Source organism: Nostoc sp. MG11, from assembly GCF_014904695.1.
Classification (GTDB): domain Bacteria; phylum Cyanobacteriota; class Cyanobacteriia; order Cyanobacteriales; family Nostocaceae; genus Komarekiella.
Genome location: NZ_JACXXN010000019.1, coordinates 12,464 through 34,966 on the forward strand (window position 1 = coordinate 12,464; position 22,503 = coordinate 34,966).

A 22,503-nucleotide genomic window follows, 5' to 3' on the forward strand; every position below is an offset into this window, starting at 1 on the left:
TAACTTTATGTCGCCAATACTAACACCAACATAGTATTTTTTTTATGCCCAATTCCGTAACTCCTGTCTCTTGACTCCTCTATTGGCAACCAATACAAGCTAAATACATCTCTATATTACGCCACTAATCCAGAACGCAGAGCGCGAACAGCAGCTTGGGTACGGTCATCAGCACATAGTTTATTTAGAATATTGCGAACATGGGTCTTGACTGTACCAACTGTAATGTAGAGTTTCTCAGCAATTTGTCCATTGCTACATCCAGCCACAATCAACTCAAGGATTTCTAGTTCTCGTTGAGTCAGAGGGTAGGTTTCCAAAACTTGTTCATATTCAGTCGCTAGTGCTTCAATTTTGACAGTCTTAGGCTTATCAGTTGATTGGCTTTCTCCTGGAAAACCTTGCCGCATTTTCTGCAACACCACGTTAGCAATTGCAGGATCAATCCAGGAGTTACCGCCGTGAGTTGCTTGTATTGCCTCTGTTAATTTACTGATACTTGTCTCTTTCATGTAATAAGAATCTGCTCCTGCTGCGAAAGCAGCAAGTACCGCATCTTCTGTATGATCCATTGTGAGGATGAGAATCTTTGTTGTTGATTGCCCAGTTTCAGCTTGGTAGCGCTTAAACTTCCGGGTGAGTTCAATGCCATCCATGTCGGGCAAGCCAATATCTACAACCGCCACGTCTGGCTTAGCCGTTTCTAACAGTTTTAGTCCTTGAGTGGCATTTGCTGCTTCACCAATCACCCTCAATCCACTGTGAGACTGTAATGCAGCTCGTAGTCCCATTCTTGTTAAGTCATGATCTTCAATCAAAAGAATGCTAATCTCACTCATTGCTACACTCACTCTTTCGTTATTTGCATCTTTCAAAGTATTGACCTTTTGTAAGCGCTACTTCTTATTTTCCCAAACCAAAGATAGATGATATTTTCACAAGCTTGCATCCACCGATAGAAATAATAAATATACTGTTTTTTTATATTTAGATAGAGCATAAATCTAGCTGAAGGTATATGGATACTTACACAAAAACTATGAAATATTGAGACGAACGCCAAATTTCTGCCTCTTGCTCAAAATTTAGCCATCGTTTCCAATGTTTCATTAGTTATTTTCTATTATTTTGTACAAAGCTTTGAAAAAGGCTTACAACAATGGATAAGTTAGGACAGGTCGAAGCTTTAAAAAGAATTGAGCGATGCTTTCAAGCTGTTTTTGACCATAGCTCTGGATTCATCGGACTCATGAGACCGACTTACGTCCTAATTGAAATAAATCAAACGGTATTAGAATTTAGTAGACTTAGCAGCAGTGAGACAACCCGTTCTTCCTTGGCTGAAGCTGGGTGGTGGACAATTTTAAAACAGACTCAGACGCAACTACGAAGGAAGATCGCTCATCCAGCATTGAAAGAGTTTATCTGTTGCAAAGTCAATGTCTTGGAGGACTATGATACAACCGCAACGCTCAATTTTTATGTTAAATCGATCAATAATCAAAGTGAGCAAGTAATATTTTTTGTCCTTGGAAGTTGTGATATTACTGATAACAGCCTTACTGTAAGTGATATTGTCTTATTGCAGCTAAAAAATATTGGTATTAATGTCACTTATGTGACGGGAGTATCTTTGGCTAATAAAGTTGCTAGCTACATAGCTGAACTTTATTCTAGCACACTCACAAGGAATAGAGCAGACTTAAAACTATACGTCAATAATGATACAGATAGTACTCCTGGATATTACCAAGAGGTAGTTCTAATCTTCCCAATGGTAGCTAGCGATCGCCAGAAAAACACTGGCACAAGTTAGGTGATCGTTAGGAAAATTGTTAAGACACAAGGAGGTACGATTACTTCAGATTCACAAGTAGATACAGGAAACATTTTTTATTTACCTGGTTTAAGCAATCTGAGGGCTAAAATTGCTCAAGCTTATGGTGCATGATGTTTATGTGCAACTCTCACTAATGACTGAGGACGGGCGCTTACTCACTCATTTACAATTGTGTTGAAGCTTAATAAAGTATTTTATTTTACTTTATATTAGCTCTGTCTGTCTCAACAGATAAGTCATTTTCAGTTTGTTAGTTGCTAACTATTTTAGAGCCATTGGTGATAACCATGATGTAAACACAACCTCAAGTCAGGAGCGAAATCTAGTTCAAAATTACAACTTAAATGTTGCTTAATTTATATTCAAGAATTTGATCTCTCCTAACTTTATTAAGAGTAAAACAGTGCTAAAAAAGTGTAGGATCTTTAGAAAAATACCTTAGTTAATGAAAATCCAGATTTTGGATGTCCGAAATCCGAAATTCTTTAGTTGCATAATCTAAAAAGAGAAATGTTATACATCAATCTATTTTTGGCAGCGAAAATAAAAACCGATGGAACAGATCCTGAGAATTCTGGTTGTAGACGATGACGAAGTAGACCGCATGGCAGTACGTCGTGCCCTGATGAAAGCAGGTGTTGAGATGGAACTGTCTGAGGTAGGTGATGGCAATAATGCGATCGCTGCCTTAAAAAATGCTGTCTACGACTGCGTTTTCCTCGACTATCGTTTACCAGACCAGGATGGATTAACCCTAATCCAACAGCTACGTTCTTCGGAAATTAAAGTTCCTTTAGTAGTTTTAACTGGTCAAGGAGATGAACAAATTGCTGTCCAATTGATCAAAGCTGGTGCTACAGACTATCTCTCCAAGTCCAGAATATCATCAGAAACGCTGGCACAAGTTTTACGGAATGCTATTCGAGTCTATCGTGCTGAAATGCAGACAGCTTTAGCAAACCAGCATCTTAGGGAAAGTCATGAACAACTTATTCGTAAGAACCAAGAACTAGAGAGACAACGACAACAAATTCAATTGCAAAACTTGAAGCTATTGGAGGCATCACGGCTCAAATCACAGTTCTTAGCAACCATATCTCATGAATTGAGAACTCCAATGAATGCGATCATTGGTTTTTCGCAAATATTATTGCGTCCTAAGTTTGGTCAATTGACGCACCAGCAAACAGACATGGCGGAGCGTATCTTAAATAATGGCAAGCATTTGCTGATGCTGCTCAATGAAGTTCTCGACTTTTCCAAACTGGAGGCAGGACGATTAGAATTCAAACCGGAAATATTTGATGTATTAAAGGTCATAAATACGACCGTATCTGAAATGCGTTCCCTAGCTGAGGCAAAAAAGTTGTCTTTGCTAGTGCAAACAGATCTGCAAAATCCATTGCTATTTAATGACCCAGTTCGTGTTAGACAGATTTTAATTAACCTGCTCTCCAACGCGATTAAATTTACGGATTCTGGCTGTATTTGGGTTGAGCTTAAAGAACTCGCTGGAAATAGAGTAGAAATTTCTGTTCGAGATACAGGCATAGGTATAGCTCCCAGAGATTTCACACATATTTTTGAAGCATTCCGGCAAGTCGATCAAAGTATAACGCGTAAATATCCTGGTACTGGTTTGGGTTTGGCAATTATAGATTCGCTGGTGCGAATGATGAGCGGAAAAATTTTTCTCGAAAGTCAGCTGGGGGTTGGTTCAATGTTTAGAATTGAATTGCCACGTCAAGTAGCATTATCAAGAGCGGTAGATGCTCCAACTCTAAACTTGGATAGCAACGAGATTTTTTGCTCTGCCAAAAATCCTCATCAATCACCTTCTCAATTCAGTAAAGCATCAATGGGATATCCCAACCTCAAATAATAAATTAATTACAAAAAGTTAAAAAAGTGGATAAATCATGTCTGTTGTGGAAAATTTTAAAATAGACCGTATCCTCGCTGTTGATGATACTCGCGATAATCTCATTTTGGTTCAAACAATTTTAGAGAGTGAAGGGTATGAAATTGACTTAGTTTCAGATGGTATGAAAGCTTTACAGCAAGTTGAAAAATCTCCACCTGACTTGATTCTGCTAGATGTAATGATGCCGGGAATGGATGGTTATGAAGTAACACGTCGCATTCGTAATAATCCTGCTCTTGCCTATATTCCTATTTTGCTGATTACTGCCTTTCACGAATCTAGCGTTGTTGAAGGTTTGGATGCTGGTGCTGACGATTTTATTCGGAAACCATTTGATACTGATGAACTACTGGCAAGGGTGCGATCGCTACTACGCCTCAAACATAGTCTTGACGAACAACGCAAGATGGCACGCCAGCGGGAAGACTTTGTTTCCCGTCTGACTCACGATTTGCGAACTCCCCTAGTAGCCGCTGATCGCATGTTGAATTTGTTTGAGTTGGAAACCTTCTGCAAGATTTCGCCAGAAATGAAACAGGCGATCGCAGTTATGATTCGCAGTAATCAAAACTTAATGCAAATGGTAAACACCTTGCTAGAAGTCTATCGCTTCGAGGCGGGCAAAAAAACATTAAATTACGAGAGTTGCAATCTTCGGGAAATCGCTCAAGAAGTTGTTAGCGAACTCAGTCCTCTAACTAGTGAAAAAGGTTTAACTCTGAAAATAGAGACTCGTGAATTAGAGTCACTAAACAAAAATGCTGGTGTGGTTATGGGCGATCGCTTAGAACTGCGGCGGGTTTTAAACAACTTAATCGCAAATGCCATCAAATTTACAGATACAGGAGGCATAACAATCCGCATTTCTGAATCAGCTACTCCTGAGAAACCAGATTCGGTAAAAATTGAAGTAGAAGATAGCGGATATGGAATTGCGCCAGAAGACCAAGCAACAGTTTTCGAGCGATTTCGTCAAGGCAGAAATAAACGCTCCGGTAGTGGCTTAGGACTACATCTCTCGCGCCGAATTGTGGAAGCGCATGATGGAACAATCGAAGTGACTTCTGAACTAGGTAAAGGTAGTTTATTCACCGTACAAATACCTAAGCACACTTGAGTTCTTATTCTTCATAAGTATTATCTTGGTCGGATCTATTAATCCTGGCAAAGCTCAAGAGCAGAGTGAAAATCAAATTTTCCGCAAAGCACACGGCGAATTATTGCTTCTAAATCTTCAATCATGTATGGTTTGCTGATGTAGTCATTGAAACCTGCCTTGAGAATACGCTCTCGATCTTCCTTGCTAGCTAAAGCTGTAACTGCGATTACTGGAATTTTACAAGTTAAGGGTTCTTCCTTGAGATAACGCACAACATCGATACCACTGTGACCTGGTAACAAAATATCCAACAAGATCAAGTCTGGCTGATACTCTTTAGCCACCAGTACAGTCGCTAAACTGTCTGCTTGACAAATGAATCTACAGCCAAGTGACTCAAGGGCATAACTAATCAGCAGTAGACTATCGTCATGATCTTCCACTGCCAAAATCAAAGGCTGCTGAGAGCTTTGCTTCTTTTCATCACTCATGAATGAATGTGTCAGATACATCTCTTCTCCAGAAGATTATATTGCGATTCATCGTTTTTCTTCATAGAACAGATGAAGCATCCTGCGAGCGATGGGATAGCGCTCACTCAAGATTAGTTCGTGTTTCGCTTTCACCCAGTTGATAATTCTTGCCCACGTAAGACACGTTAAGGAAAGAAAACCTTAACCTGAGAGGTTTAGCAGATACTTTTTGATTATACGCAAAATTACAGAATATTTTCTTAAGAACTTCATAATAACTTTATGGATAAAAATTAAATAATTGTGACAGTGTATCTTCGTAGAAGTTAAAAATACACAGCCATGAGTATTAAAAACTAGATAATGTTAGATTCCGTACTTTTGTGTGCGTGAACAATTAGATTCCCGACTTCTTAGAGAAGTCGGGAATCTGATTTTAAACATCAGTTGGATGCCATTTCTTGCTTAATTTACGCTTTAATATATCGGTTTTTAGAAAATTTTAGTCTGAAATTGTTGCTGTTGCAAGATTTTCTGGGAACTATAGAGTTGTAAAATCCGAAAATTGTCATGCAATTCCGAACTGTTGTTTTCAAAGTTTATGACTGTACCTCATCCACTCTATCAGCCTACAAAGTTGCAAAAGTTAACCCAATGGTGTTAAGGAACCCAGAGAACACACCTTAGAATTCAAGGACTAGAAATTTTACTACAGATAACAGATGGTAATCTAGCTGCGATCGCTGGGTGGATAGTGAATAAGCAACAGGAAATTGAATTCATCAAAATTGGTGGTATTCAAAAGTATGTGTCTTTGCTCAACTTCAAGAGGTGAATTGGTCAGTCGCTTGAGTAATTCCTTGGAAAAGGACGGAAATTAAACTGAAATTACTACATCTCATAGTCTGATTAGTGATGTAACTGTAAATAACAATGATCAGATCACTATAATTTCAAGCATTTTTAAATATGAATTATCAAATACATGAACTTTAAACAAGCAATAAAAATGTCCAATATTCCAGAAGAGAGTTTAATTTTAGTAGTGGACGATACAGCTACAAATCTAGAATTTGTTTTTGAAGTATTGAGTGATGCTGGCTTTGAAGTTGCCATAGCATCTGATGGAGAAATAGCACTCAAGCAAGTTAAGTATAGACTCCCTGATTTAATTTTGTTAGATGTAATGATGCCGAGAATAAATGGATTTGAAACTTGCAAAAAGTTAAAGAAAAATCCAGAAACTTGTGATATTCCCGTAATTTTCATGACCGCCAATTCTGATACAGATAGTAAGGTAGAGGGTCTAAGTATTGGAGCAGTTGATTACATCACAAAACCATTTCATGAGAAGGAATTACTAGCTAGAATAAAAACCCATCTTCAATTACGAAATCTCACAAAAACTTTAGAAAAACGAGTAGCAGATAGAACAGCAGCACTTTCTAAAGCATTACAAGATTTACAAGAGTCTCAACTCCAGCTTGTACAGAAAGAAAAAATGTCTGCTCTTGGTCAATTAGTGGCAGGGGTTGCTCATGAAATTAATAATCCAGTTAGTTTTATTCATGGTAATCTTGGTCACGCTTCAGCATATTTCCAAGATATGATTAACCTCATTGATCTTTATCAACAGCACTATCCTGAACCTGTTCCAGAAATTCAAGAGGAAATTACAGCGATAGATCTGAAGTATGTACGTTCCGATTTACCTAACTTAATTTCTTCTATGAAAGAGGGTGTTCAGCGTATTCGCAATATTAGCACCAGTCTACGAACATTTTCTAGGGCAGATAGCGATCGCAAAGTTTCCTGCAATATTCATGATGGTATAGATAGTACAATTATGATTCTCAAACACCGCTTAAAAGCATCTGAGGATCGCCCCGATATTCAAGTAATTAGAGATTACGATAATTTACCACAAGTCAAATGTTTCAGTGGACAACTAAATCAAGTATTTATGAATTTGTTAGCTAACGCTATTGATGCTTTAGAGGAGTCTAACTCAGAACGCAACTATATTGAAATTGAGACAAACCCTAATCAACTATTGATTCAAACTATTCTCACTAAAGACAAAAATCATGTCTTGATCCGAATCAAAGATAATGGAGTAGGGATGTCAGATGATGTCCAGCAAAAAATATTTGACCATTTATTCACCACAAAGCCTGTAGGTCAAGGTACAGGGTTAGGGCTATCAATTGCTCGTCAAATTATTGTTGAGAAACATGGAGGGACTCTGGAAGTGAATTCCGCATCTGGGCAAGGCTCAGAGTTTGTAATTACTCTTCCAATTCGTTAAGTATGGCAGCACATCCTAAATTCTACAGAAAAATTAATATTAGTTAGACATGAAGCAGTTACTTGGAAGCAATTTTGGGGAATTCTAAAACTGTAGTTCAAAAACTGCATTTTCAAAATTTATTTATGAATAACTCGCTTAAACACTCAATAGACGCTCTCAATGTCTCTTTAGAACGTGATGTATTCTTGCGTACATTAATTCGAGAATTATCTGGGACTTTGCAGGACGTAGTTGGTCTAGAAGAAGCCTCTGGATTTATTAGCGTAGTTGGTGAAAGGATGGGTAGACAGCTAAACCAAGATTACAAGTCTGCCTTGGTAGTTTCCCATCTTTCCCCTCAACAAGTTGCTGATGTCTTAGTTGATTTAAAAAGACGAATTCAAGGCGACTTTTATGTTATTGAACAGAATGATGAAAAAATTGTGTTTGGTAATCGCGTCTGCCCGTTTGGCGAGAAAGTGCTTGATCGTCCTGCTATGTGTATGATGACTTCAAACGTTTTTGGGACTATAGCAGCTGACAATTTAGGATATGCCAAAGTCGAACTGCAAGAAACCATTGCAGAGGGTGCTGCTGGATGTAAAGTTGTGATTTATCTAAAACCCACAGTTGAGTCGGAGGATGCGGAAGGTCGAGAATACTTTAGGGGACTAGAAGCGGTGTAGACTCTTCAGCACTAAGCCGACTAAAGGTTATGAGCTTAGTGCAGCTAGCTGTGTAAAGTATAGTCAAACTCTGAAATTAAAAGCCACATGACTCCCGAACAATTTCTTGAACTTGCCAGAGTTTTACCAGAACCTTTACTTCTGGTAAACAGTGAGGGTCATCTGCTGGCAACCAATCAACCATTAGCGGATATGGTGGGGTTACGCCGTCAGGAATTACGGGGCAGAATGCTTGTTGAGCTTGTAACTGAGTCTTCTGACGAGATTTTAAAGTACTTGCAAGCTTGTTCAAGTAGTAGAGCAATGGTTTTGGGCTGCTTGACTTTATGTAAGAATGACGGACAAAAGTTAATATGCCGTAGTCAAGGAGCAGTTATTCAACCCTGGTCTACTAAGTCTTCAGCTCTAATTCTCCTACGCTTAGAAAATAGAGTTATAGCCAACAATAATTTTGTTCTGCTTAATAAAAAAATAGACGAACTAGCAAAAGAAGTCCAGAAACGCAAACAGGCAGAGGAAGCACTCTGGAAAGCGAATCAAGACTTAGAAATTCGTGTTGATAAGCGGACAACTGCTTTACAAAAAACACTAAATGAACTGCAACTCACCCAATCTCAACTAATTCAAGCCGAGAAAATGTCTGGTTTGGGTCAAATGGTTGCTGGTGTCGCCCATGAAATTAATAACCCCGTAAACTTTATTTATGCTAATCTTCACCATGCACAAAAATACACTGAAGATTTAATGAATTTGATACAGATGTATCAACAGATATATCCAAATAGTCCTATGGAAATACAAGAGCAAATACAACTAATAGATTTGGATTTTCTAATCAAAGATATAATTAAACTCTTTCAGTCAATGCGAGTAGGAACAGAGCGTATTCAGAAAGTTGTTAAATCGCTGCGAAACTTCTCTAGACTTGATGAAGCATCACTTAAATCGGTCAATATTCACGAAGGAATTGACAGTACTTTAATGATTTTGGAACACCGCTTACAAGCTATCCAGGAGTATCCAATTACAATTATCAAAAAATACGGTCAGCTGCCCAATATAACTTGTTATCCTTGTCAACTCAATCAGGTATTCATGAATATTATTGCCAATGCGATCGATGCACTTGAGGAATCAGCGATAATAACCCACGAGCAAAAATTAACAACGTATAATCCCCAAATTCAAATTCACACTAATATACTTGATGACAAATGGGTAACTATTACTGTTGCTGATAATGGAGTAGGAATAAATGAAGAAATAAAATCAAAATTATTTGACCCTTTTTTCACTACTAAACCTGTAGGTAAAGGTACTGGACTAGGATTATCTGTTAGCTATCAGATTATAGTTGAAAAACACGGTGGAGAAATTAGCTACTCCTCTACTTCTGGAAAAAGTACAGAATTTGTAATTAAGATTCCTGTTAGATAAATTGACTTAAAATGAACTAATACTTTAAATATCAAAAATAGTTATAATAATCTATTTAAAGTTTAAATTTTAATTTAAAATCTTTCGGAATAGAGTTAAAAGTCGGTTATTTAAGAGTAGATAATTATTATTTGATTAAATAAGTAGAAGGGCTTAATTAAATCAAAGCTCTTAGAGAAGGGAGTTTCCACGCCACTTCCTTCAAGTCGGCAGAGCCGACGACACTTGCTTCAACACGGGAAACCCGCGCAACGCAGTGTCTCCCCATGAGCGACTAACGTTAGCGAAGCGGTAGCGACGTTAGGAGCGTTACCCGTAGAGTAAGCGGCTCTAGCCCTTGAGTACCTTAATATAGAGCGATAAATCGCTCACTACGAACAAAAGCTTGATCTTAGTATTTAATTACGTCTATCTACTTATTAAAGATGACTAATAGTTAACGATTAACTATTAGCCATCAACAAAAGTACAATCTACAACTCTTCTGGTTGCCTAATAGAAATTGTACTTACCTGAGTTCTGTCAACAATTGATGCTTGTAAGATTGGGGTATGGGAGATGGAATTGTTAGCCAATGTAAACAGCGGATTTGACAAAATCCCTGCTATGGAAGTAGCAATTAACGTTATCACTAACCCAACTTGCAAAGGTCTTAACCCAGGCAAATTCCAACGCACTTCTGGATAATTCTTCACTACGTCAGACATTTCTTGAGGTTCTTTGACCACCATCATCTTAACTACGCGAATGTAGTAGTAGATGGAGACAACACTAGTAACCAAGCCTAGTAAAACTAACCCGTACAGACCTGCTTGCCAACCAGCCCAGAACAAGTAAATCTTACCGAAAAACCCAGCTAGTGGTGGAATACCGCCCAAGGAAAGCAGGGAGATACTCAATGCCAATGTTAAGAGTGGATCTTTTTGATACAAACCTGAGTATTCGGCAATCTGGTCGGTTCCTGTTCGCAGAGAGAATAAGATTATGCAGGTAAAGCCGCACAAGTTCATGAACAGGTAAACCAGTAGATAAAATATCATACTGGCATACCCTGCTTGTGTGCCAGCAATCAAGCCGATCATCACAAACCCAGCTTGGGCAATGGATGAATAAGCTAGCATCCGTTTCATGCTGGTTTGAGCGAGGGCGACTACGTTACCCAAGATCATACTGAGAACGGCCAGAGCAGTGAAGACAAACCTCCACTCGTCTGCAACAAGGGGGAAGGCTGTTGTCAGCAAGCGGATGGCTAGGGCAAACCCAGCTGCTTTGGAGCCAACAGATAAAAAGGCAATCACCGGGGTGGGAGCGCCTTCGTAAACGTCTGGTGTCCACTGGTGGAAAGGTGCAGCAGAGATTTTGAAGCCAATACCTGCAATTACAAAAACAAGGGCAATAACTAAACCTAGGGATTGACCAAGGTTAGCTGTGGCAATGCCGTTAGCGATCGCACTCAGTTCAGTTTCTCCACCCGATAAGCCGTACAACAGTGATACGCCATACAAAAACACTGCTGTACTAGAAGCTCCAATTAACAGGTATTTCAGTGCCGCTTCATTAGAGCGGGGGTCACGCTTGGTATAACCTGTGAGTAAGTAAGAGGAAATACTCAGGGTTTCTAGAGAGATGAAAATCATCACCAACTCACTAGCCCCGGATAGAAACATGCCTCCTAGGGTAGCGGACATCAAAATAGCAATGAATTCTGCTAAGGCGGTGCCACTCTGCTCTACGTAGCGAATTGACATCAATATAGTCACAACGGCAGACAAAGCAATAACACCGCGAAAGACGATACTGAGGTCGTCACCATTAAAGCCACCGCTAAAAGAAATGGGATTGGCAGCATCCCATTGAAAATACAGGGCGACAATCGAAGTAAGTAAACCTGCGATCGCTAGATATCCAATCCAGCGTGAGGATGTACGCCCCAAAATCAAATCAACAATCAAAACCCCCAAGAGGGTGATAATTACAATCCCCTCTGGCAAAATCGTTCCAGCATTTAACTGGGATGCAAGATTAGCAAAATCCATGAGATATATAGGTTTTGGCGATTAGACATTAAGGCTAACTTTGTTTATTCTATCTATTGTTCTTCACCAAAGTTACATTTACTTTTCTATTTGTGTGTAAAGGTGTGCTCAGATAAAAGTGGCTGATGGCATGGTAGAGCATATTATCAGACCTTGATATTATCTCTACTATCTTTACTATCAGATTAAATTATGTTGAAGTTGAAATTAGCAATTTACATTTAAAGTTAATAACAGCTTTCTGTAGTTAATCAGATTCTTTATCAAACATTAATTTTCACACAAATAAGCAGTTCAGTAGATAACTGAACTGCTCATATACAAACTATACAGATTAATTATTTATTAAACTGCGGACTTTAAGATTTTGCGCTAGGCAAACCCAGCTTGTGTATTTGCCTTGCTGAATGATCTCAAGACTTAATAGCGTCGCGAGTATCCACCACCACCAGAGCGAGTACTTTTCTCCTCCCGTGGTCTGGCTTTATTAACTTTCATCACACGCCCCATCCATTCGGCGCCGTCCAAAGCCTCAATGGCAGCATCTTCTGCGGCTGCTGATTCCATTTCTACGAAACCAAAGCCCCGTGCACGACCAGTTTCCCGATCAGTAGGTAATTGAACTCGCTTCACAGTGCCGTAATCAGAAAATACTTTAGTGAGGTCGTCTTGCGTGACGGTGTAGGATAGGTTCCCTACGTAAATAGACATGAAACTCTCCAGAATCCATTGATGCAGAGATGTTTACCCGGATAACCGCTTGTAATTATTACTAAAAACAAGATCCGTATCGCCGTTAACTTCTCCAAGATTATCCTACCATAACTTTATATCTGGCCAAGTTCAAATCCGTTCATTTGTTCTGAGGTATGGTAAAATGCATCGGTTTTATCTATCCTGACTATTTTTTTAGCTTATTGTCAATAGACCTCTTGCATAAATGCTTAAATTGTCACGTTGAGCGGAGCGAAACATCTCGGAGATTCTTTCCTGCGGAACGCTACGCGAACCCTCCACTACGTTCTGGCCAGAATGACACTCATAATTTTCGGACTTTTGCAAGAGGTCTAATTAAAAAATCAGGCTTGTACATCAAAGTTCTCTGGATCTATTCTCCAATTTACCCAGAGAATCGCCTCACGTGCTGACTTAGTATTAGGGGGAACACGCAAAATATGAATAAATCCTGTACTGGGACACGTCTGTCAACTGGATTGCGGGTTCGCCTTCTGCATAGGGGCGATTTTGATTGTCGAATCGAAGGTGAAGCGGGCGATCGCATATATATTATGTAATTGTTAATTTCTCAAAACCAAAAATCCAGCCACATTCTGTAATTAATGATTAATAAGACTGATTTTTTTTACATCATACATAATCAAAATTTATAACTCCAAAATAAAAATCACATATACTAGGTTACTGTAATTTTTCTATTTGCTTTCCTATCAGTTCTGGCGGAGTCAAAAAAAAATGTTGTTTTTTTATTTGCCTCACAGATAACTTATTTAATCTACGAATAATTAGAAAATTCAAATTTCTGCTTCAATTGGCTAATTCTATCCAGAAGTATTATGCTGAAAGCAGCATACGAACTATCATAAAAAATAATCTTAGGCTCCTTAAAGCCAAATGCATTATAAGCAACTTTTACGGCTTCAGAGGCTTTTTCACGATTAATCCGTTCAGTCGAAAACGCAATCTTGCGCGACTTATCTCGATAAACTGGAATCAAAGCCTCTTGCTCAGGTGTTAGCTTTTAAATCAGCGACATACCGCTAACTTTCAAGTTCGTATTCCTGCTAAATTTTCACAATCCAATGACCTTGGGGAATAGAAATAGCATTATGCTCCTGGTGAGAAAGCAATGCCGTTTCTGAAAACACACGCAAATAGATTGTGCTATGTTTTTCGTATAATTCTGCTTTTACCTCAGTAATACAATGCTTATACACTGTAAATTCCACTTGTATCAAAGTTAAGTGCAGTATCTTTTGTCCTTCCACTTGCTGCACAGGCAGTAAAATGACATCACCTTGACGAATTGCTTGCATAGTTTTGTTTCCTTGAGATGAGTACAAACCCTACTTCGCTTTTGCTCTCAAGTTTGATTTAATTTTGTCACAACATATGTAAAAGTGAGGCAATAAAGGAGCGGAGGAGGTAAGTGAAAAACTACTCTTGTCCCTCCATCTCCTAATCTCCTCCTCCTCTTACCCCCTCCCTTCAGTTACAAAAGGGTATTCTCGTATTACACTTCAGGGGTATTTTGAAAACTGTAGTCGCCAATTCTGCGCTAGATAAGTTAAAGATTGAAGTAGCTAGATCACACTCAGCGTTCCCCTACCCTATCCTCTGGGAAGGACTACGCCCGAAGTTTAGGGAATTTTAACTCTGACAGGCAGTTTGTGTGAGGATTAAATCACGGCCCTAAGCGTGACGTTTTATCTTGACAATTCGCCGAAATTACCTCAATTTGACTGTTTAGCTTAGCAGCTATTCTTTTTTTTGAAATTTCCATGTCAACTCTCGTCATCGTCGAATCTCCAACCAAAGCTCGTACCATTCGCAACTACCTGCCAAAAGACTATCGGGTGGAAGCGTCTATGGGTCATGTGCGTGACCTACCCCAATCGGCTAGTGAAATTCCCGCCAATGTGAAAGGGGAAGCATGGGCACAGCTTGGGGTGAATGTGGACGCCGACTTTGAACCGGTATATGTTGTCCCGAAAGACAAAAAGAAAGTTGTCACCCAGCTCAAAGAAGCCCTCAAAGATGTAGATGAACTAATCCTGGCAACAGACGAAGACCGGGAAGGTGAAAGCATTAGTTGGCATTTATACCAATTGCTTAAGCCGAAAGTTCCAACAAAGCGGATGGTGTTTCACGAAATTACTCAAGATGCTATCAAAAAAGCTCTGAAAAACTGTCGTAATGTCGATGAACAGTTGGTTCGTGCCCAAGAAACACGGCGGATTTTAGATCGGCTTGTGGGTTATACTTTGTCTCCTCTGTTATGGAAAAAAATTGCCTGGGGGTTATCTGCTGGGCGGGTGCAATCCGTAGCTGTACGACTTTTAGTCATAAAAGAACGCCAACGCCGCGCTTTCCATGAAGGTACATATTGGGATTTAAAAGCTAGTTTGGTGCAAGAAAAAGCTCCTTTTAGCTCTCAGTTGATAACACTGGGAGGAACCAAAATAGCTAATGGCAGTGATTTCGATGCTGCAACTGGACAAATTGCCGCAGGTCGCAATGTTATATTGCTCAACGAAAACCAAGCAGTAGCTCTTAAGGAACGCCTGACTGGAAAAACTTGGAACGTCACTGACATCGAAGAACGTCCAGTAACGCGAAAACCTGCCCCCCCGTTTACTACCTCGACACTGCAACAAGAATCTAACCGAAAACTACGTTTATCAGCACGGGACACGATGCGGATTGCTCAGAACTTATACGAGCAAGGTTATATTACCTATATGCGGACAGATTCGGTGCATTTGTCGGATCAGGCGATCGCTGCTGCCCGTAGCTGTGTAGAAAAGCTTTACGGACAACAGTACCTCAGTCCCCAACCTCGGCAATACACCACCAAATCTAAAGGCGCACAAGAAGCACACGAAGCAATTCGCCCCGCAGGTAGTACCTTCCGTACCCCCCAAGAAACTGGTTTGGGTAGCCGGGAACTGGCTGTTTACGATTTAATTTGGAAGCGTACCGTCGCTTGCCAAATGGCTGATTCCCGCCAAACTCAAATTTCTGTGCAGTTACAAGTTGAAGACGCCGGATTCCGTTCTTCTGGCAAGCGCATTGACTTTCCAGGATACTTACGCGCCTACGTCGAAGGTTCAGACGATCCCGAAGCAGCACTGGAAGACCAAGAGATCATCTTACCTAAACTCAAGGTAGGAGATCATCCGAATTGTACAGAATTAGAAGCAGTTGGGCACGAAACTCAACCGCCAGCTAGGTACACTGAAGCTACCTTGGTGAAAACTTTAGAAAGCGAAGGCATCGGTCGTCCTAGTACGTATGCCAGTATCATTGGTACTATCATTGACAAGGGTTATACCCAGTTGGTAAGTAACGCGCTCATTCCTACCTTCACTGCCTTTGCTGTCACCGACTTGCTAGAAAAACATTTCCCGGATATTGTGGATCCCAGCTTTACCTCTAAGATGGAGCAAACTTTAGACGATATTGCCGAAGGTGAAGTTGCCTGGCTACCTTACCTGCGGGAATTCTATCTAGGAGACAAAGGTCTGGAAACCCTGGTTAGAGAACAAGAAAACCAGATTGATGCCACTAAAGCTAGGACTGTAGAACTAGAAAATTTAGATGCCAAAGTCCGCATTGGTAAATATGGGCCGTACATCGAAGTTGGAAATGGTGACACTGTGATCACCGCCTCCATTCCCAAAGATTTAACACCAGCTGATCTCGACCCTAAACAGGTAGAAGTACTGCTGCGGCAAAAAACTACCGGGCCCGACCAACTCGGTCGCCATCCAGAAACCGGTGAACCAATTTATGTGAAAATTGGTGCTTACGGCCCTTATGTCCAGTTGGGTGACAAGTCTGATGAAAACCCCAAACCTAAACAAGCTTCCCTACCCAAAGGCGTCACCCCGGAAACTGTGACTCTGGACATGGCTATTGGTCTTTTAGCACTACCGCGAACATTGGGAGTTCATCCTGCTACTGGCGGCAAGATCCAAACAAGTTTGGGACGTTTTGGGCCTTATGTCGTTCATGACCAAGGTAAGGAGGGAAAAGATTACCGCTCCCTCAAAGCTACTGACAATGTATTGACAATTTCTCTAGAACGTGCATTAGAATTATTGTCCGAACCGAAAAAAGGACGCAATTCCACCAACAGCAAGTCTAAGGCAGCCTTACGCGAATTGGGTACACATCCAGAAGATGGCGAACCAATCAACATCTACGATGGCCCCTATGGCCCTTACATTAAGTATGGCAAAACCAATGTGAGTATTCCAGAAGGTCAATCAGTGGAAGGCATATCACTGTCTGAGGCGCTGAAATTGCTGACAAATAAAGCATCAACAGCAAAATCGACTCGTAAAACGAGTAAATCAACAAGTTCTCGATCTAAATCAACTACTAAGGCGTCAACCACTACGAAAAAAACTGTTGCGAAAAAAAATAATGCAGAAGGTTAATTAAAGTCAGGAGTCAGGAGGAGCTAATACGGTCTTCTCCCAACCCGAAGGAGCGTCTTGTAAGAAGGGGAACCACTGCGTTGCGGGGCTTTACCCCGTTGTACAAAGTGGCATGAGATACCGCCTATGGCAACAGCGCCGATTCACCGTGTCTGCAAGCGTCTGGAGCAGAGCAAGTAGGTTCAGGAGTCAAGAGTTAGAAGACAGAAATTTATGGTAAGCGAGTTTTTTTACCATTGACTAAATGGCTTACGACTATGACGATTTATTACTGATTCAAAATACCTGTCCTTGATAGGTGTAGTCCGGCAGCTTGGTAATGTGATACTCTAAGAATTAAGGTAGAAGACAACACCAAATTTTAGAAGTGGCTAATGTCCCAAACGCGGGAGAGTGTGTCAGCCCGGTTGGAAGCCAGAGGTGCGAAAATACACTAGTTGTTGCGTACCTGTTAATCAAAAATTGAGGTAGTATCTCAGGAGCGGTCAGTTCAATGGACTATATAGAAAAGGTGCTGGAAAAGCTTAAGGAATTAGCACGCAAGCTAATTGAGAGCCTGCTAGGGCCGGAGGCTGAGCCGGAACCGGAACTGATTCCGATTCCTGTAAATGAACGATCGCGCCGTCGATAAGAGCATTAAGCGTGCTAAATTCGACATTACAACCCTTAAGCATTTTAGTACTGCATGGGCCAAACCTCAATTTGTTAGGACAAAGAGAACCAGGTATTTATGGCTCTTTGACTCTGCATGAAATTAGTCGCCTGTTAGAAGAAGAAGCACTAAAGTCACAGGTGAAAGTTTTTTCAGTACAATCAAATCATGAAGGGGTTTTGGTAGATACTATTCATGAAGCATTAGGACAATATCAGGGAATTTTAATTAATGCAGGAGCATACACCCATACAAGTGTAGCTTTGCGTGATGCGATCGCAGCTGTTAACCTGCCTACAGTAGAAGTACATCTAAGTAACATTTACCGCCGAGAAGATTTTCGTCATCATTCGTATATTGCTCCAGTAGCCATCGGGCAAATAAGTGGTTTTGGTGTTCACAGTTATTTATTAGGTTTACAAGCTTTAGTGCATATTTTAAGAAAGGATAAGGTGTAAAGAAGGCGTTATTTGAGATTAGAGGCTCCTGGAGATTAAGCCACTAGTATAGTGTGGCGAAAATAAATCACCTATTCACAATCGGTCAAACGCTTGCGATATGACAATTATGAATTATGTAAAGCCTTCTCTTCTCTACGATAGGCTGCGCCAACCAACATAGATATGTTTAAAGCGCAGTGAGACGTAGCCCCAGAGCGAAGTACAAATTACACAAAGTAAGGGTAGGGTAGGATAAAGTATTAAACGTTTTAACCTGCCATCCTTCAGGAATTTTATGCGCTACTCTGTTATGAGTCGATTTAGAGGCACTTTATTGGGAGCATTCCTAGGAGAAAGCTTAATCTCTGATCGCGAAACAAAGTCTGAGAATTGCTTGCATTTCGGCAAAATGGCAGTTGTGGGTACTGAAAGTTTAATAACGCTCGGCAGATTAGATGTAAATGACTGGATAGCGCGTCAACAACCAGAATCTCCTCATTTAGACGCAACTGATATCATCTCAATAAAAGTAGTTCTTGCCACATTACCAGTGGCACTTTTTTTTCACGACAATACAATTAAACTACGACAAAATTTGCTACGTGTGCTACAAATCTGGGAGGATGACCCAGTGATCAGAGATGCAACATTAGCAGTAGGATATGCGATCGCTCAATCTCTCAATGAAAAACTTGACCCACAAACTTTTATTCCACAAACAATTGCTTTTCTTGGAGAAACGCCGACATCAGTACCACAACAATTATTAAAAGTTCATACTTTGTTAGAGCAAGGAGCTGGATTAGAAAGAGCGCAAGCCGAGTTGAGTAGGGAAGAAAAGCTGAGTAACACTATTGCTATAGCATTTTACTGTTTTCTTAGTACATTAGAAGACTTTCGCCTTGCAGTTTTGCGAGCTACCCACAATAGCGGTTCCACGATGCAAGATACTACACGTTTAAAACTACAGGCTACAGGTGCAATTACTGGAGCTTTATCTGGAGCATATAACAGTACAGCAGGTATTCCTGTAAATTGGCGAGTCTTGCTCTCACAAGCAAATTTAACAGCATGGGGACTGGCCAACTTTTCTCAAATGCTAAAATTAGCTGATGCGCTTTTGGCTGTGTGGTCAGGAATGTATAATTTCGCTTTAAATCCCAGCGAGTTAAGAGAGGGCGGATGTGCCACATTTTTGGAAGTTACTCCGCTCTGCGTCTACGCAGCTCCTCGCATCATCCGGTCGCGTTAATGCTACTCTCACTAAACAACAGTGCGGTTGTGAAATGCTAAACACCACCAATGAAATCAGTAACCACCTTTTTTAGTATTTTTATATACCACAATTACTTAGCAAACCCTCAATCTTAGTGTGCAGGTAGCTATTGTGGCAAATCGGCTTCAACCAGCTCCTACCACTGAAGTTGCGATAGCGGAAGCCGCAGATCAGACTTTTCTTCGGATTGTCTTATTTTGAGCTATCAAAGTCAGCAACTGCAGGTAGAGGTAATGAAAACGCAGCAATTTTTGCAGTTCTTGACCCAGCAATTGACTTACTGGCGGCGACAGTACAAAGCACTACGTCGCAAGGTAAAGTTGTTTGGAAAAAACACAAGTCCTGACGGTCAAAGCTATAAAGAGGAATTTCACAAGACTATCTTCAGGAATGTCCGCCTATATCTCTCAAAGAATAGTGATAAAGGCGGACACCGAAAACGAGGGATAGCCTTAAGTTCAATGGCAAAATCGGTCAAAACTAATAAAAGCACGCATACAATCTTTTTAAGTTGGGTACATGAACAGCGTTCCTGTGTGATTTTGGCGATCGCAATAGTAACTTTAACAGGCATAATTGGGCATAAATTCTACAACCAGCCCCAACTCAAAGTAGGAACTCCTGCACCACAGACGATTAGAGCACCCTACACAGCTAGTATCGAAGATAAGAAAAAAACAGAAGCTCAGCGCAAAGCCGTCAGTAAAAATTCCATCTCAGTGTTGATGGTCGATGTGCAAATGAATGAACAGATCGACCAATATCTACAACAACTTTTGGATAATGGCGACGAAATTCGTGCCCTTGCTGGCTCATTTCCTTTTTTTGACACTTCAATTTTGCCTATCTCCATTCAGCGTTACCTCCGCTCTTGTCCTGAACCAGAATGGCAAGCACTGCAAGTAGCTTTAGAAAATACTAAAAATAATCAAAAGCAAGCCACAGCACAACAAACCTCTACACCTGGGAAAACTTCTGCTGTTAAGCAGACTGGTGCTTGGTGGAACGCACCTACAGGACTACCTCCAGAGGATGCAAAACCCATTGATTTTTCTAAAAACATCAACTTTACTCAAGCAGTAGCCGAACTAGCAGCTTACCGGATCACAACTTCTGAAAAAAACTTGTCCTCACTGATTGCCCACATATCCCAAGCACGTCAAGCATATACCCAAGCCACTGCTAAACTTTTACAGTTGGAGACACTTAACCTAGAAGCAATATACGAGGAAACTGTTCTTTTAGACTTATCAGATGAGGAGTGGCTAAAAACACAAACAGGAATCCATCAGAGTGCCGAGCGGATTCTCACCCAAGGTATCCCATCGGGACTGCCAAAAAATATTTTACAAGATGCAGTGAACCTGCAAGTGCAAGTGTTTGTACCTAAAGCGGCCGAATCCTTAGCAAGCAGACTGTTATTGGCCGTACTCCAGCCGAATCTAAAGAACGATCAAGAACAAACTACACAACAAGCTCAAAAGGCAGTCGATGGGGTGACACCCGTGATGGTGGAGGTGCAGTATGGTCAGGTAATTGTCAGCAAGGGAGAGCAGATTAATGCGTGGGACTTTGAAGTGCTGGAGCATTATCGCCTGATTCGTCGGGAAGTTAACTGGTCGGAGTTGACGAAGTTAGGAGGTATTATTACGGTTGCAGTTGGCATTTTTGTCTTTGTAGAACGCCATATTAAGAACCAATTGCGACAACGCGATCGCCTGTTGGTATTGCTGCTTACCCTGAGTACGCCAGGACTAGTAACGATGGGTATACCGTACACCTCTTGGAGTGCCATTGGTTTATTGTTAGGTAGCTTCTATGGCCCCACTTTAGGAGTAACAGTTGTGGGATTGCTGTTGCTGTTACTAGGAATTAGTTTAGATATCAGCAAGATTTCGCTTTTAGCTGGTGCTGCGGGTGGAATATTGGGGAGTTCCTTGGCGCAACGACTGCGATCGCGTGAAGAACTGGCATTATTGGGTATTGCCATTGCTTTAACTCAAGGCGGCATTTACCTAATTGTTAAGCTTTTAATCGGTGAAGCATTTGGTTCAACATGGTATATCGTACTCCGAGAAGCCGCGTTATTTGCTTTATCTGGCTTAGCTTGGAGTGTTGTAGCTTTGGGCTTGAGTCCTTATCTAGAAAAACTTTTTGACTTAGTCACTCCAATCCGTTTAGCAGAACTGGCAAACCCCAACCGCCCCTTACTAAAACGACTTGCTACTGAAACTCCTGGGACTTTTCAGCATACCTTGTTTGTATCTACCCTTGCCGAAGCCGCTGCTAAAAAACTGGGATGCAATGTCGAGCTGGTAAGGGCCGGAACACTATATCACGATATCGGCAAAATGCACGACCCTCTTGCTTTTATTGAAAATCAAATGGGGGGCCCAAATAAACATGATACAGAGATTAAAGACCCTTGGAAGAGTGCAGAAATTATTAAAAAGCACGTCAGTGAAGGGTTAGTAATGGCGCGTAAACACCTTTTGCCCACAGCGATTCAAGCTTTTATACCGGAGCATCAAGGGACGATGCTGATTGCTTATTTCTATCATCAAGCCCAGCAAATGGCGCAGGAAGACCCCAGTCTAACAGTAGACGAAGCAGACTTTCGTTACGATGGTCCAATTCCCCAATCACGGGAAACAGGAATTGTAATGTTGGCAGATTCCTGTGAGGCGGCGCTGCGATCGCTCAAGGACGCTTCCCCAGAACAAGCTTTAACGATGCTTAACAACATCCTCCGTGCCAGATGGCAAGATGATCAAATGATAGATTCTGGGATAACACGCAAAGAAATGTCACAAATCGCCCAAATATTCGTGGAAGTTTGGCAGCAATTCCATCACAAACGTATTGCTTATCCCAAGTTACAGGCTAGTAATACTGCGCGGAATTCGTAATTCATCTTTGATTGAGTCAGTTCGGCGTTAAACAAAATGGTTACTTTAACTATTCGTTTAACAGACGAGAAACACAACAGATTAAAAGAACTTGCTCAAGCTAAAGGCATAAGTGTTAACAAGCTGATTGAAGAACTTTCCACCATAGCTTGATCAAAATTTAATGCCAGTACTAAATTTAAAGCAATGGCTGCAACTGGCAACCTAGAAGAAGGCTTAAGAATACTGGCTAAACTTGATACTCTAACAGAATAGAAA

General features: G+C 40.8%; 16 protein-coding genes and 1 pseudogene. 12 read left to right on the forward strand and 5 right to left on the reverse strand.

From position 1 onward, the window contains the following. Positions 1–116 precede the first annotated feature (116 nt). A complete protein-coding gene (locus HCR01_RS22870; RefSeq protein WP_193198404.1) occupies positions 117–839 on the reverse strand; it encodes a response regulator transcription factor in 723 nt (240 codons plus the stop codon). 320 nt (positions 840–1,159) lie between these two features. On the opposite strand from HCR01_RS22870, the gene HCR01_RS22875 reads away from it, so the two are divergent. From HCR01_RS22875 to HCR01_RS22885, 3 genes are all read left to right on the forward strand, one after another. Continuing rightward, the gene (locus HCR01_RS22875) at positions 1,160–1,816 is read left to right on the forward strand and encodes a hypothetical protein (protein WP_193198405.1); all 657 of its coding nucleotides are present in this window, start codon (positions 1,160–1,162) and stop codon (positions 1,814–1,816) included. 577 nt (positions 1,817–2,393) lie between these two features. Continuing rightward, positions 2,394–3,722, forward strand: a complete 1,329-nt coding sequence (locus HCR01_RS22880; RefSeq protein ID WP_193198406.1) for a hybrid sensor histidine kinase/response regulator — start codon at positions 2,394–2,396, stop codon at positions 3,720–3,722. 37 nt (positions 3,723–3,759) lie between these two features. Further along, positions 3,760–4,881, forward strand: a complete 1,122-nt coding sequence (locus tag HCR01_RS22885) for a hybrid sensor histidine kinase/response regulator (RefSeq protein ID WP_193198407.1) — start codon at positions 3,760–3,762, stop codon at positions 4,879–4,881. Positions 4,882–4,919: 38 nt separating this feature from the next. On the opposite strand, the gene HCR01_RS22890 is transcribed toward HCR01_RS22885, so the two are convergent. Beyond that, complete coding sequence (locus tag HCR01_RS22890; RefSeq protein ID WP_193198408.1) at positions 4,920–5,375, reverse strand: response regulator; 456 nt, start codon at positions 5,373–5,375, stop codon at positions 4,920–4,922. A gap of 970 nt (positions 5,376–6,345) precedes the next feature. On the opposite strand from HCR01_RS22890, the gene HCR01_RS22895 reads away from it, so the two are divergent. The 3 genes from HCR01_RS22895 to HCR01_RS22905 all read left to right on the forward strand — a co-directional run bounded on the left by HCR01_RS22895 (position 6,346) and on the right by HCR01_RS22905 (position 9,749). Continuing rightward, positions 6,346–7,644, forward strand: a complete 1,299-nt coding sequence (locus tag HCR01_RS22895) for a response regulator (RefSeq protein ID WP_193198409.1) — start codon at positions 6,346–6,348, stop codon at positions 7,642–7,644. Positions 7,645–7,769: 125 nt separating this feature from the next. Then, a complete protein-coding gene (locus HCR01_RS22900) occupies positions 7,770–8,312 on the forward strand; it encodes a methanogen output domain 1-containing protein (RefSeq protein ID WP_193198410.1) in 543 nt (180 codons plus the stop codon). 87 nt (positions 8,313–8,399) lie between these two features. Then, positions 8,400–9,749 (forward strand): ATP-binding protein, encoded by a 1,350-nt coding sequence (locus tag HCR01_RS22905; protein ID WP_193198411.1) that lies wholly within the window; start codon positions 8,400–8,402, stop codon positions 9,747–9,749. 473 nt (positions 9,750–10,222) lie between these two features. Here the strand turns inward: HCR01_RS22905 and HCR01_RS22910 are convergent, their stop codons facing one another. The 3 genes from HCR01_RS22910 to HCR01_RS22920 all read right to left on the reverse strand — a co-directional run bounded on the left by HCR01_RS22910 (position 10,223) and on the right by HCR01_RS22920 (position 13,839). Continuing rightward, positions 10,223–11,785: an NAD(P)H-quinone oxidoreductase subunit N gene (locus tag HCR01_RS22910; RefSeq protein WP_193198412.1), complete on the reverse strand. Its 1,563-nt coding sequence runs from the start codon at positions 11,783–11,785 to the stop codon at positions 10,223–10,225. 420 nt (positions 11,786–12,205) lie between these two features. Beyond that, complete coding sequence (locus tag HCR01_RS22915; RefSeq protein ID WP_193198413.1) at positions 12,206–12,496, reverse strand: RNA recognition motif domain-containing protein; 291 nt, start codon at positions 12,494–12,496, stop codon at positions 12,206–12,208. A gap of 1,091 nt (positions 12,497–13,587) precedes the next feature. Then, positions 13,588–13,839, reverse strand: coding sequence for a hypothetical protein (locus tag HCR01_RS22920; protein ID WP_193198414.1), 252 nt, complete (start codon positions 13,837–13,839; stop codon positions 13,588–13,590). A 465-nt stretch (positions 13,840–14,304) separates the two neighbouring features. Between HCR01_RS22920 and topA the strand changes: the two genes are divergently transcribed. The 6 genes and pseudogenes from topA (at position 14,305) to HCR01_RS22950 (ending at position 22,500) form a co-directional block, all read left to right on the forward strand. Continuing rightward, the gene (topA, locus tag HCR01_RS22925) at positions 14,305–16,968 is read left to right on the forward strand and encodes a type I DNA topoisomerase (RefSeq protein ID WP_193198415.1); all 2,664 of its coding nucleotides are present in this window, start codon (positions 14,305–14,307) and stop codon (positions 16,966–16,968) included. 493 nt (positions 16,969–17,461) lie between these two features. After that, a complete protein-coding gene (locus HCR01_RS22930; RefSeq protein WP_193198416.1) occupies positions 17,462–17,599 on the forward strand; it encodes a hypothetical protein in 138 nt (45 codons plus the stop codon). Between the two features lie 11 nt (positions 17,600–17,610). Then, positions 17,611–18,078 (forward strand): type II 3-dehydroquinate dehydratase, encoded by a 468-nt coding sequence (aroQ, locus tag HCR01_RS22935; protein WP_193198417.1) that lies wholly within the window; start codon positions 17,611–17,613, stop codon positions 18,076–18,078. Positions 18,079–18,355: 277 nt separating this feature from the next. Next, entirely contained in the window at positions 18,356–19,312 is a 957-nt protein-coding gene (locus tag HCR01_RS22940) for an ADP-ribosylglycohydrolase family protein (protein WP_193198418.1), read from the forward strand. Positions 19,313–19,569: 257 nt separating this feature from the next. Next, entirely contained in the window at positions 19,570–22,245 is a 2,676-nt protein-coding gene (locus tag HCR01_RS22945) for an HD family phosphohydrolase (protein ID WP_193198419.1), read from the forward strand. Between the two features lie 36 nt (positions 22,246–22,281). Beyond that, a pseudogene (locus tag HCR01_RS22950) lies at positions 22,282–22,500 on the forward strand (toxin-antitoxin system HicB family antitoxin). Positions 22,501–22,503 lie beyond the last annotated feature (3 nt).